At 69.9% G+C, this 12874-nt stretch carries 10 protein-coding genes and 1 pseudogene; 1 reads left to right on the top strand and 10 read right to left on the bottom strand.

All coding sequences use genetic code 11. The annotated features are described in order from the left end of the window. Window positions 1–25: 25 nt before the first annotated feature. The 9 genes and pseudogenes from ncot_RS00975 to ncot_RS00935 form a co-directional block, all read right to left on the bottom strand. Window positions 26–1555 carry a dihydrolipoamide acetyltransferase family protein gene (locus ncot_RS00975; protein ID WP_240938011.1) on the bottom strand — a complete coding sequence of 510 codons (1530 nt, stop codon included), beginning with the start codon at window positions 1553–1555 and terminating at the stop codon, window positions 26–28. A 10-nt stretch (window positions 1556–1565) separates the two neighbouring features. Then, entirely contained in the window at window positions 1566–2546 is a 981-nt protein-coding gene (locus ncot_RS00970; protein ID WP_168615916.1) for an alpha-ketoacid dehydrogenase subunit beta, read from the bottom strand. After that, entirely contained in the window at window positions 2546–3670 is a 1125-nt protein-coding gene (gene pdhA / locus ncot_RS00965) for a pyruvate dehydrogenase (acetyl-transferring) E1 component subunit alpha (protein WP_240938209.1), read from the bottom strand. Before pdhA ends, ncot_RS00970 begins: the two co-directional genes overlap by 1 nt. Before the next feature lie 244 nt (window positions 3671–3914). Further along, window positions 3915–5975, bottom strand: a complete 2061-nt coding sequence (locus tag ncot_RS00960; RefSeq protein ID WP_206065070.1) for an iron ABC transporter permease — start codon at window positions 5973–5975, stop codon at window positions 3915–3917. After that, on the bottom strand, window positions 5972–6958 hold the full coding sequence (locus tag ncot_RS00955; protein WP_168615914.1) for an iron-siderophore ABC transporter substrate-binding protein: 987 nt from the start codon (window positions 6956–6958) through the stop codon (window positions 5972–5974). Before ncot_RS00955 ends, ncot_RS00960 begins: the two co-directional genes overlap by 4 nt. A gap of 34 nt (window positions 6959–6992) precedes the next feature. Further along, window positions 6993–7808 (bottom strand): annotated as a pseudogene (locus ncot_RS00950) (ABC transporter ATP-binding protein). A 48-nt stretch (window positions 7809–7856) separates the two neighbouring features. Continuing rightward, window positions 7857–8777 (bottom strand): cation diffusion facilitator family transporter, encoded by a 921-nt coding sequence (locus ncot_RS00945; protein ID WP_168615913.1) that lies wholly within the window; start codon window positions 8775–8777, stop codon window positions 7857–7859. Continuing rightward, window positions 8777–9112 carry a metalloregulator ArsR/SmtB family transcription factor gene (locus ncot_RS00940; protein WP_168615912.1) on the bottom strand — a complete coding sequence of 112 codons (336 nt, stop codon included), beginning with the start codon at window positions 9110–9112 and terminating at the stop codon, window positions 8777–8779. Before ncot_RS00940 ends, ncot_RS00945 begins: the two co-directional genes overlap by 1 nt. Before the next feature lie 228 nt (window positions 9113–9340). After that, window positions 9341–10873 (bottom strand): MFS transporter, encoded by a 1533-nt coding sequence (locus ncot_RS00935; protein WP_206065068.1) that lies wholly within the window; start codon window positions 10871–10873, stop codon window positions 9341–9343. Between the two features lie 77 nt (window positions 10874–10950). Between ncot_RS00935 and ncot_RS00930 the strand changes: the two genes are divergently transcribed. Beyond that, a complete protein-coding gene (locus ncot_RS00930; RefSeq protein WP_168615911.1) occupies window positions 10951–11490 on the top strand; it encodes a TetR/AcrR family transcriptional regulator in 540 nt (179 codons plus the stop codon). A gap of 96 nt (window positions 11491–11586) precedes the next feature. Here ncot_RS00930 and ncot_RS00925 read toward each other — a convergent pair whose 3' ends face one another. Then, window positions 11587–12792: an MFS transporter gene (locus ncot_RS00925; protein ID WP_277345786.1), complete on the bottom strand. Its 1206-nt coding sequence runs from the start codon at window positions 12790–12792 to the stop codon at window positions 11587–11589. Window positions 12793–12874: the final 82 nt, after the last annotated feature.

The following is a 12874-nucleotide window of genomic DNA, read 5'->3' as shown; positions in this document are numbered from 1 at the left end:
AACCCACACGTTGTCGTTCAAGCCCTCAGAACAGCAGCGCGCTGGCCGGGTCCTCGAGAATGCCGGCGACGTCGGCGATGAAGCGCGAGCCCTTCTCGCCGTCGACGTGGCGGTGGTCGAACGAGAGCGCCAGCGTGGTCACGTCACGCACGCACAGCTCACCCGACTCGTCGACCCACGGCTTCTTCTTGATCGAGCCGAAGCACAGGATCGCGGACTCGCCCGGGTTGATGATCGGCGTGCCGGCGTCAACCCCGAAGACACCCACGTTGGTGATGGTGAAGGTGCCACCGCTCATCTCGGCGGGCTGGGTCCTGCCGTCACGCGCGGTCTTCGTCAGCTTGTTGAGCGCACCGGCGAGCTGGAGCAACGACATCTGCTCGGCGTCCTTGACGTTCGGCACGACCAACCCACGGGGGGTGGCCGCGGCGATGCCGAGGTTCACGTAGTTCTTGTAGACCACCTCCTGGGCCTGCTCGTCCCAGAAGGAGTTGATCTCCGGCGTGCGACGCATCGCCAGCATCACCGCACGGGCCAGCACCAGCAGCGGCGACACCTTCACGTCGCGGAACTCGCGCCGGGCCTTGAGCCGGTCGACGAACTCCATCGTGCGGGTGACGTCGACGGTGATCCACTCGGTGACGTGCGGGATGGTGAACGCGGAGTTCACCATCGCCTGGCCCATCATCTTGCGGACGCCCTTGATCGGCTCGCGGGTCTCGCGGGCGCCGGGGACGCCGGTGGTCGAGGAAGGCGCGGCAGCAATCCCGGTGGTTGAGGAGTGAGCGCCAGCGAGCGTCTCAAAACCACCACCACTCACCGCGGCCTGGACGTCGTCACGGGTCACCGTGCCGTTGGGGCCGGTCGGCGTGAGCGAGGCCAGGTCGACACCGAGCTCCTTGGCCAGCTTGCGCACCGGCGGCTTGGCCAGGGCGCGGGCTGCGGCCGGATCCGTGGCCGTGGCCGGCACGAAGGCGGGGGTCTCCACCGACGGGGCGGCGGCGGCCGAGCGTGCGGGGACGGCCGGCTCGTCGGCCTCGACGACCGGGTCGGACTGGGCGCCACCGGGCGCGAAGGCGCCCTGCACCTGCATCTGGGTGGCCGCCGCCGACTCGGTGGACGGGGACGCGGAACCCTTGCGCGGACGACGGATCGGGCCGCGGTCGGCCTTCATCCGACCGACCAGGCTCTCGCCCTCACCGCCACCGCTGGCGGCCGGGTTGGACAGGTCGATCTCCATCGGCGCCGAGTCGGCACGAGTTGACGAAGCGTCGGCTGAACCACGCGAGGCGGTCCCGTCAACTCGTGCCGACTCGGCGTTCGGGTCACCGACGGAGATGATCGGGGTGCCGACCGGGATCATCTCGCCCTCGGGCACCAGCAGGGCCAGCACGGTGCCGGCGTACGGCGAGGGGAGCTCGACCAGCGACTTGGCGGTCTCGATCTCGACGACGATGTCGTTGACCTCGATGACGTCGCCGACCTTCACCTTCCAGGAGACGATCTCGGCCTCGGTCAGGCCTTCGCCGACGTCGGGCAACAGGAATTCAGACACGGCAGTCCTCTCAGAACTCGAGCGAGCGGTCGACGGCATCCAGCACCCGGTCGAGGTCGGGGAGGAAGTCCTCCTCGATCCGCGACGGCGGGTAGGGGGTGTCGAAGCCACCGACACGCAGCACCGGTGCCTCGAGGTTGTAGAAGCACTGCTCGGTGATCCGGGAGGCGACCTCCGCACCCATGCCGAGGTTGACGTGCGCCTCGTGCACGATCAGGGCGCGGCCGGTGCGGCGTACGGAGTCGAGCACCGGGCCCATGTCGAGCGGCGAGAGCGTGCGCAGGTCGATGACCTCGATCGACTTGCCCTCGGACGCGGCGGCGTCGGCGGCCTTGAGCGCGGTCTTCACCGTCGGGCCGTAGGCCAGCAGGGTCAGGTCGGTGCCGGTCCGGACCACCCGCGAGGTGAACAGCGGCTCGGGGGCCTGCGACTCGTCGAGCTCGGCCTTGTCGGCGTGGTACTGGCGCTTCGGCTCGAGGAAGATCACCGGGTCGTCGCAGGCGATGGCCTGCTGGAGCATCCAGTAGCCGTCGACCGGGTTCGAGCAGGCCACCACCTTGAGGCCGGGGGTGTGCGCGAACTGCGCCTCCGGTGACTCCGAGTGGTGCTCGACGGCGCCGATGCCACCACCGAAGGGGATGCGGATCACGATCGGCATCTTGGTGTGGCCCTTTGACCGGAAGTGGATCTTGGCGACCTGGCAGACGATCTGGTCGTAGGCCGGGTAGACGAAGCCGTCGAACTGGATCTCGACGACGGGACGGTAGCCGCGCATCGCCATGCCGACCGCGGTGCCGACGATGCCGGACTCGGCCAGCGGCGAGTCGATGACCCGGTCCTCACCGAAGTCCTTCTGCAGGCCGTCGGTGATCCGGAACACGCCGCCGAGCTTGCCGACGTCCTCGCCCATGACGAGGACCTTGGGGTCCTTCTCCATGGCCTTGCGCAGGCCCATGTTGAGACCCTTGGCGAGAGTGATCCTGGTGCTCATCAGTGGGCCTCCTCAAAGCTCGAGTGGTACGCCGCGAACGCATCACGCTGCTCGACCAGCTCCGGGGGCATCTCGTCGTAGACGAAGTCCCAGATCGCCTTCGGGTCGGGGTCGGGCAGGGCCTTGCAGCCCTCACGCAGCCGGACACCGAGCTCGTCGGCCTCGGCCTTGACCGCCTCGATGAAGCCGCCGTCGGCCAGGCCGTTGCGCTTGAGGTAGACCTCGACCCGGGCGATCGGGTCCTTGAGCTTCCAGTTCTCCACGTCGTCGGACAGCCGGTACCGGGTCGGGTCGTCGGTGGTCGTGTGGGCACCCATCCGGTAGGTGTAGGCCTCGATCAGGGTCGGGCCCTGGCCGTCACGGGCCCGCTGCAGTGCGGCCTGCGTGACGGCGTACGTCGCCAGCACGTCGTTGCCGTCGACGCGGACGCCGGGGAAGCCGAAGCCGAGGGCACGCTGGTAGAGCGGGATGCGGGTCTGGCGCTCGATCGGCTCGGAGATGGCCCACTGGTTGTTCTGGCAGAAGAACACGACCGGCGCGTTGTAGGAGGCGGCGAAGATGAAGCCCTCGTTGACGTCACCCTGCGAGGAGGCGCCGTCACCGAAGTGGGCGATCACGGCCGCGTCGCGCTCGGGCTCGCCGGTGCCGACGACGCCGTCGCGCTGCATGCCCATGGCATAGCCGGTGGCGTGCAGGACCTGGGCGCCGATGACGATCGTGTACTGGCCGAAGTTGTTGTCGTTGGGGTTCCAGCGGCCGTGGTCGACGCCGCGGAACAGGCCGAGCAGGTCGAGCGGGTCGACACCACGGCACCAGGCGACGCCGTGCTCGCGGTAGGTCGGGAAGACGAAGTCCTGCGGGCGCAGGGCGCGGCCGGCGCCGATCTGGGCGGCCTCCTGGCCGAGCAGCTGGGCCCAGATGCCGAGCTCGCCGTGGCGCTGGAGGGCGGTGGCCTCGGTGTCGATGCGGCGGGTCAGCACCATGTCGCGGTAGAAGCCGCGGACCTGGTCGGCGCTGAAGTCGAGATCGAACTCGTCGTGGTGGACGCGCTCACCCTCTGGGGTCAGGAGCTGGACCAGCTCAGGGCCGCCGTCCTCCTGTGAGGGACCGAAGACCTTGACCAGGTCCGGTCCGAACTCTGTGTGGGACACCTTGGCACTCCTTCTCTTCGCCGGCCTGCGGGGTCACCGCGCCCGGGTGTGGGAACTCGGTTCCGGCCTCGTCCTGCTGGTGGTGGGACGAGGGGACGAAACGGGCTTTCAGGCGCGTGGAACCATCTGTGACTGGCACCACACTGCCGTTCCCCAAAGGTACCCGTCCAGTCGGCCGCGTCGCCAATCCGGACGCCAGCGCCCCACTGGCGAACAGTCAGGCCCGGGAGCGCCAGAGCAACCAGACGAAGTACGGCGTCCCGATCAGCGCGGTCAGCAGGCCGGCCGGGACCTGGTCGGGCGCGATCACGTTGCGCCCGAGGGTGTCGGCCAGGCCGACCAGGATCGCCCCCATCAGCATGGCGACGGGCAGCACCCGGACGTGTCGTGAGCCGACCACGGCCCGTGCCGCGTGCGGGGCCACCAACCCGGCGAAGGCGACCAGGCCGATCGCGGCCGCGGAGGCAGCGGTCAGCACGACCGCCGTCGCGAGGAGCAGCAGACGGGTCCTCTCGAGGGCCACGCCCAGGACCCGCGGGGTGTCGTCGTCGAGGGCCATCACGTCGAGGTCGCCGCGGTGCCGCAGCAGCAACGGGAACGCCAGGAGGACGACGACGGCGAGGGGCACCACCTGGTCCGGGGTACGACCGTAGGTCGACCCCGACAGCCAGGTCAGTGCCAGCTGGGTGTCGTAGGGGCTGAACCCGATGATGAGGAACGCGATCAGGCCCTGTCCCATCGCTGCGACGCCGACCCCGACCAGCACGAGACGGATCGAGTCGAGGCCACCGCGCCACGAGACGACGTACACCAGCGCGAAGGCGAGTGCCGCGCCGGCGAGTGCGGAGGCATTGACCAGCCACAGCGCGGTGGTCCCGACGAAGGAGATGCACAGGACCGCGCCCACCCCGGCCCCGGCGGTGACACCGAGCAGGCCGGGTTCGGCCAGCGGGTTGCGGCACACGGCCTGGGTCGCGTAGCCGGCCAGGGCGAGCGCCGCTCCGGCGAAGACGGCGGCGAGGAGCCGCGGTACGCGTTCCTCGAGGGTGAACTCGACGATGAGGCCGGCGTTGCCGCTCGCCCAGTTGGCCACGTCGCCCAGCAGGAGGGTGTCCTCGTCGTTGAGCGTCCAGCCGGTGCCGCCGAGCAGGCCGAGGACCATCGTCGCGGCCAGCAGGAGGCCCAGCCCGACGACGAGGAGCGGGGTGAACCGGAACGGCGAACCGGTGCGTGATCGAGCGGAAGGCGCCTCCGGGACGTTGCCGCCCTGGCGGAAGGAGCGCGCGACCCAGATCAGCACGACGGCGCCGAAGAGGGTCGTGGCGACGCCGGTCGGCACGCCGGGCCCGAAGGTCCCGGTCGGCACCAGACGCATGAGCACGTCGGCCGACAAGACCAGGACGATGCCGACCAGGCCGGAGAGCGGAAGGAACATCCGGTGCCGGTGCACCGACGGGATCCAGCGTCCCGAGAGGCGCGCGAGCACCGGTGCGCAGAGCCCGATGAAGCCCATCGGTCCGGCGACGGTGACCGCCAGGCTGGCCAGGAGCACGGCCAGGAGCACGGCGGCCATCTGCACCAGTCGCACGTTGACGCCCAGGCTGGAGGCTGCGTCGTCGCCGAGGGCGACGAGGTCGAGGCGGCGGGCCAGGAGCATGGTCACGGCCACCGCCGCGACCACCACCACTGACGCCTTGGCCGGCGCGTCGATGCTGATCTGGACCAGGTTGCCGTTGCCCCAGGCGAAGAGGCTCTGGGTCTCCTCCTCGAAGAGCAGCAGCATCAGGCCGGTGAGCGACCCGAGCGCCATCGCCAGCGCCGACCCGGCCAGCACCAGGCGGGCCGGGCCGGAGGCCCCGCCGGAGAGGGCCAGCACGATGCCGGCGCCGACCAGCCCGCCGAGGAATGCCACGCCCCCCTGCAGGAAGATCGGCAGGGTGATGCCGAAGGCGGCCACACAGGTGGCCGCGAACCAGGCACCGGCGTTGACCGCCAAGGTGTCCGGCGACGCGAGCGGGTTCCGGGTGATCGACTGCAGCAGGGCGCCCGAGACGCCGACCGCCAACCCGACGACCAGGCCCGCGAGCAGTCGAGGGAGCCGCGAGCCGATGAAGATGTCACGCGTCATCTGGTCGCCTCGCCCGAGGGCGAGATCCACCAGGTCACCCACCCCGATCTCGGACGTGCCCTGGGTGACGTGGACGGCGCCGATCGCCAGGGCGACCAGCACCAGTCCAGCCAGGCTCCAGGAGCCACGACCGGCGAGGGGCAGGGTCACTCGGTCAGGTCCGCGACGACCTGGTCGATGAACGCCTGGGCGGAGACCGGTCCACCGAAGGTCCAGACGCCCTTCTCCAGCGGGTGGAGGTGATCGCTCTCCACGAACTCGAGGTTGTTCCAGATCGGATTCTTCTCCAGCTGGTTGCCGAAGACGTCGTCGGCCTCGATCGGGCTGTTGTAGAAGAAGTTGACGTCGTCGCCGAGAGCGGTGAGGCCCTCGGGGTCGGTGGTGCCCAGGCCCCAGTCCTTGTCGACCTCGCCGGTCCACGCGTTCTCGAGGCCGAGCCCTTCGGCAAGGTCGGACATCAGGGAGCCATCACCGAAGAGGCGGATGGTCACCGTGCCACCCTCGGCCCAGCCATCAGCCATCGCGAACTTCATGCCCTCGGAGTCACTCTCCTCGATCGCCTTCCTGCCGGCCTCCATCGACGCCTCGAGGTCGCCGATGATCCGGTCGGCCTCCTCCGTCCTGCCCACTGCCTCGGCAATGGCCTGGACGTTCTCCTTCATCAGGTCCAGCTGGCGCGACCCGTCAGCGGTGTCGAGCACCAGCACCGGCACGTCGCGCTTCTCCAGCTGCTTGACGATCGCCTCGGGCCCGGACTCGTCGGCGATGACCAGCTCGGGTCCGGTCTTCATGATCTCGGTGAAGCTGGGCTCGCTGCGGTTCCCGACGTTCTTCACGGAGTCGTCGACCTGCGCGTTGGCCACCCACGTGTTGTAGGCGTCGCCGTCCGCGTGACCGACCGGCATCACGCCGAGGCTGACCAGGGTCTCGGTCTGCATCCATTCCAGCGAGACCACCTTGGTGGCGGGGTGGTCGAGCTCGATGGTCCGGCCACGGGCGTCGGTGATCGAGACCGGCCCGCCGGTCGCCCGCGACTCGGGCGCCTCGTCCCTTGCGGGCTCGGTGGTGCCGCAGGCGGAGAGGACCAGGGACAGGGGGAGGCAGGCCAGGGCGAGGCCGTGCAGAGTCTTCACGGTGGGGTCGTGCCTTTCGGGGGTGGTGGAGGGATCAGGCCGACTGCCGGATCCGGCGGGCGGCGCGGTGCACCGGCTGCACGGTCACTCGGGAGGTGGCCGGGTCGCGGGTGACCGCGACGGGGAGTCCGTAGACCTCGGAGACACGCGTCGAGGTCAGGACGTCGGCGGGCGATCCAGTGGCCTGGATGACGCCTCGGTGGAGCAGGGTGATCTCGTCGGCCGTGTCGGCAGCCTGGTTGAGGTCGTGGAGCACGACTCCGACCGCGACACCGTGGTCGTCGGCGAGGTCACGGACCAGGTCGAGGATCTCGACCTGGTAGCGCAGGTCCAGGTGGTTGGTGGGCTCGTCCAGCAGTAGTACGTCGGTCTGCTGGGCCAGGCAGCAGGCCAACCAGACCCTCTGGAGCTCGCCACCGGACAGCTCGTCGACACCGCGGCCGGCCATGTCGGCCACGCCGGTGACCTACATCGCCCAGGCGACGGCGGCCGGACCGTCAGGGTCGTGGGCCCGCCACTTGCCCCGGTAGGGGTGGCGACCGAACTCGACGACCTCGCCGACCGGGACCCCCGAGGGCACCGGCCGATTCTGTGACAACAGGGTGATGACGCGGGCGAACTCCCGCTTCCCCAGGGTGGAGACGGACTCGTCACCGAGGGTGAGGTGGCCCGCATCTGCCTTGTGCAACCGGGCCATGGCCCTGAGCAGCGTCGACTTCCCACTGCCGTTGGGTCCGACCAGCGCGTGCACACGACCCGCGGTGACGCAGAGTGAGGCCGAGTGGACGACGGCGCGGGAGAAGTAGGACAGGTCCAGGCCCTCGCCGCGGAACACCGTGCCATCGCTCATGGAACAAAGGGTAGCCTAACCTCACTGGGCTTGGCGAGGTTGTCTCAGTCAGTCGCAGTCGGCGTCGCCGAGCTGCTCGTGCTGGCGATGCGCGACCGGCTCGATCTGGAACGTGGCGTGGTGCAGCTCGAAGTGATCGGCGGCGCACTCCTGGAGCTGGTCGAGGATGCCGCCCACCCCGCGCCGCTCGAGTGCCTCGTCGGTCACGGTGACGTGCGCGGAGAGGCTCGGGAGCCCTGACGTGATGGTCCAGGCGTGCAGGTCGTGGACGTCGGTGACACCGTCCACCTCGGCCAGGTGAGCACGTATGTCGGCGAGGTCGAGGTGGGCAGGTGCGATCTCGAGCAGGACCCGCAACGAGTCACGCAACAGCACGAGGGAGCGCGGCAGGATCATCACCGCGATGACCAAGGACGCGATCGGGTCCGCCCGCTGGAAGTCGGTGGTCCAGATGACCACGCCCGCCGCGATCGCCAGCACCGAGCCGACCAGGTCCGCGAGGACCTCGTTGATCGCGCCGCGCATGTTCAGCGACTCCCCGTCGGCGCGGCTCAGGATCGCCAGCGAGACCCCGTTGGCCAGCAGCCCGACCGTGGCGAACACGATCATCGGACCGGCATCGACGTGCGTGGGGTCGGCCAGCCGGCTGATCCCGGCGTACGCGAGGTAGGCGCAGACGCCCAGCAGCACCAGGGCGTTGAGCAGCGCCGCCAGGATCTCGGCCCGGTGGTATCCGAAGGTGGAGCGCGGTCCCGGCCGCAGCGTGGCGACGTACGACGCCCCGAGCGCGAGCAGCACGGCGGCAGCGTCGGTGGCCATGTGGCCCGCGTCGGCCAGCAGCGCGAGGGATCCGCTGACGAAGGCGCCGACGACCTCGACCACCATGACGGTCGCCGTGACGAGCAGGACGACCTTGAGCCGGCCGCGGTCCTCGGCCCGGCTCGATGCGTGGTCGTGGCCGTGCCCCATCAGGCGTCCCGGTGCCGGACCACGGCGTCGACAGCGTGCTCGGCCTGGTTGAAGGCGACCTCGACCAGTTCGAGGGCATGCTGGTTGGCCAGTCGGTAGAACACCCGGTTGCCCTCCTGCCGGGTGGCCACGACGCGGCTCATCCGCAGCTTGGCCAGGTGCTGGGAGACGGCGGCCTGCGACTTGCCCACCTCGTCGGCCAGCACGCCCACCGAGCGCTCCCCCTCGCGCAGGGCGAGCACGATCCGCACCCTGGTCGCGTCCGCGAGCAGCGAGAAGATCTCGACCGCCACCGGCAGGTGCGAGTCGAGATCTTCATCGGTATATGCATGCATACGCACATAATACGCGAACGGTGGATTCTTGCTGCGCGAACGGGCAGTTCTTGTTGCTCGAACTGTGGGTCCTTGGTGCACCGTCGTACGCCGAACGGCCGCTACCTGGCTGGCAGGCCGCGGGTGAACTCGACGCCGGTCCAGACCGACTCATCAAGATCGTCCGGGCGACCGGAGAACCACATCAAGGATTGACGGTTCGCGCGTCAACAATTGAGTGTTCGCGCATCAAGAATCCACCGTTCGTGAGGGGCGGAGGATCCGGTGGGCAGCGAGCGCGACCAGGAAGGACAGTCCGCTGGCAATGGCCGCAGTCACCGTGACGCCGGAGTCGAAGGCATGCGCGGCCGAGGCCAACAGGGCATCCGCAGCGTGCGTCGGGAGGTCGCCGGCGACCTCGACGGCACCGCCGAGGGTCGAGCGAGCCTGCTCGGCGTCGTCCGCGGCGACAGTCACCGGCACGTGGACCCCTTGCCGGTAGGCGAGGTTGAGCAGGCTGCCCAGGACCGCCGTGCCGAGCACCGCACCGACCTCGTACGCCGTCTCCGAGACCGCCGAGGCAGCCCCGGCCTTCGAGGGCGGCACGGCACTGAGGGCGAGGTCGTTCGACACCGTCTCGGACATGCCGACGCCGGCGCAGACCAGCACGAAGCCGATCAGAAGCGCGGCGCCGGAGCCGGTGTGGCCCAACGCGGACACGACGAGGTAGCCGACACCGTTGGCCAGCACGCCGGCCACCATCACCTGCACGGCGCCGAAGCGACGCGCCAGGGGCACGGCGCCCAGGCCCAGGGCGATGGTCACGACCAGGCCCGGGATCATCATGACCGCCGAGTCCAGCGGCGACCGGCCCGCGATCAGCTGCAGGTGCTGGGTGAGGAAGTAGATGAAGCCCACCAAAGCGAACACGCTGACCAGGTTGACCACCAGCGCCATCGAGAAGACCGGGTTGCCGAAGAGTCGCACGTCGAGCATCGGGTTGCGGCGGGTGAGCATGCGACGTACGAACGCCACCCCGGCGGCGATGCCGATGCCGATCGTGAGCACGGCGACCTGGTCGAAGCCGTGCGTGGCCACGGTCTTGATCGCGAACACGATGGCGGCCAGGGCGGTGGAGACCAGCAGGATGCCGGCCAGGTCGACCGGTCCCGGGTCGGGGTCACGCGACTCGGGAAGCAGGCGCGGACCGAGCACCAGCAGCGGCACCAGGACGGGCAGGGCGATCAGGAAGATCGAGCCCCACCAGAAGTGCTCCAGGAGCCAGCCACCGACCAGCGGCCCGAGAGCGGCGCCGCCGGAGAAGCCGGCCATCCAGATGGCGATCGCGATGCGTCGCTCGCCGGCGTCGGTGAAGATGTTGCGGATCAGCGACATGGTCGCCGGCATCAGCATGGCGCCGAAGATGCCGAGCAGGCCGCGCGCGAGGATCAGCCAGCCCGCGGACGGCGCGAACGCGGCGAGCACCGAGACCGCGGCGAAGCCGCTGCTGCCGAGGAGCAGGATCCGGCGCCGGCCGATCCGGTCACCGAGGCTGCCCATGGTGACGAGCAGGGCGGCCAGCACCAGCGGATAGACGTCGATGATCCACAGCAGCTGGTTGCCGCTCGGCTCGAGCGAACGCGACAGGGAGGGTACGGCGAAGCTCAGTGCGGTGTTGTCGATCGAGACCAGCAGCACCGGCAGCATCAGCACAGCCAGAGCGGCCCACCGCGCGCGGCGGGTGAGCTGATCGGGGGCGAGCTCGAGCTGGTGGATGGTCACCCGATAACTATACCGTCTGGCCGGTACAGTTACGAACGAATCGGCGGTGACGTGCACCACTGGATAGGGTCGCCCCCATGAGCCGCCCGCCGAAGGCCCGCAACAAGGCGCTGCTCGCCTACTGCGAGTTGCTGCGCAGCGACGGCGAGCGCGCCACCACGATCGATGCGGTCGCGGCCCGGGCCGACCTGTCGAAGGGTGGAGTGCTCTACCACTTCCCCAGCAAGGAGGCGCTCGCCGAGGCCGTGCTCGAGGAGTTCCGCACCATCTGCGAACGGGACCTGGTCATCATGGCCGAGGCGCCCGAGGGGCCGGCCCGGCACTACGTGCGGACGTCATGGACCAGTGGTTCCGACCTCGACACCTTCTACATAGCGGTGCTGCGACTGGCGCAGTCGTCGTGGCAGCCCGCGGTCGATGCCCTCGAGTGGGTGCACCAGGCCTGGCTGGAGCTCATCCAGGAAGAAGTCGGCGACCGCTACGCCGCCGAGGCGATCATGCTGATCGGCGAGGGCCTCTATCACCACTCGTCCATGCCCGGCGAGTGGTCACGCGGCACCTTCGCGCGTTCCGTCGAGCACCTGCTGGAGCTGGTCGACCACCTCAAGCACCCCTGAAGGCACCCCTCAAACCCCCGAACGCCCCCGAAGGCACCCGCGGAGCGACCTCCCGGCTCGAGCCGGCGCCGCAACCCAGGAGCCTCGAGTGCGCCATCATTCATCCGAGGCCGGCCGCGAGGCCATCCTCGCCGGATTGCTGAGCCTGCCACCGCCGTAGCCGAGGGGCTCCCGGGGTGGTCGATTGACCAGGTCCGTGACCAGCAACCGACGAGCGATCACGATCAGGGCCGCACCGATCACGAACACCGCCGAGGCAAACCGCCACGCGGGCACGAAACCCACTGTGTCCCCGAGCAACCCGAAGCACATCGGGCCGGCCGCGCCGCCGGCGAAGGCGCCGGCCTGGAGCATCCCCGAGGCGGTCGCGGGACCGTCGCGGCTGATCCGCACGACGGCGTACATCATCAGTCCGGGCCAGGACCAGCCCAGCGCGAATGCCAGGACCGTGACCGGCCAGAAGATCGTCGGCGACGGCCAGGAGAGCACCATCAGGGCGAGGGCACCGATCAGGAACTGACCGGTCACGACGGGCAGGTTGCGACCTTGGCGGCGGTCGGCGAGCAGGCCCGAGACCAGCCGCACCAGGATGTTCAGTCCACTGCCCAGCGCCATCACCACACCCACCCGCGCCGGCGACAGGCCGATCTCTGCGCCCCACGTGGCGACGAAGGCACCCATCGAGTTGGCGGCAGCACTTCCGAACGTCATCGCGATCATCAGCAGAACGAGCGGCAACAGGGGCGGCCGGTCGTCCTCGCCGGAGCCGGCCGCCCGCGCCACGACCGGCTGTCGTCGACCGAGTCCGAGGACCACCACCACGAGTCCCAACAGGCCCGTTGCGGCATACATCGCCCGCCAACCGAGTGCTCCGTTGGCAATCGGGACGCACAAGCCGGCCACGAGGATGGCTGCGGGGATCGCCGACTGCTTGACGGCAAAGCCGAAGCCCCGGCGCTCCGCCGAGATGGAGCGGGCCAAGGTCAGGTTCGCCGTGACCTGGCAGGCGGCATTCGCGAGGCCGAGCACCGCCATCAGGATGACCAGGTTCCGCCACGACGTTCCCCAGACCGCGACCCCCAGGCCGCCTCCGGCGCACAGGGCACCCGCGGCCACGGCGCTCAGCCGGGCTGACACCCGGTCCGCGACCGGCCCGACCAGCATCGCCCCGACGGCGGCAAAGGTGAAGTAGCAGCCCACCGTGAGCCCGAGCCGACTGGCACCGAAGTCCAGGTCCGATCGGACGTAGGGCGACAGGACGGCCAGCAGGAACACCGGCATGGAACCGAGTGTCGTGAGCATGCTCGCCCCGATGACGGTCGTGGCGAAGGCACGCCCGTCACCAGCCCGGCGACCCGGACCGTTCGACGACGTGGCAGGCACC

The sequence above is a fragment of the Nocardioides sp. JQ2195 genome (genome assembly GCF_012272695.1).
GTDB lineage: Bacteria > Actinomycetota > Actinomycetes > Propionibacteriales > Nocardioidaceae > Nocardioides.
Note: the sequence above shows the minus strand (reverse complement) of the source record. Positions and strands in the feature narration are given on the sequence as shown.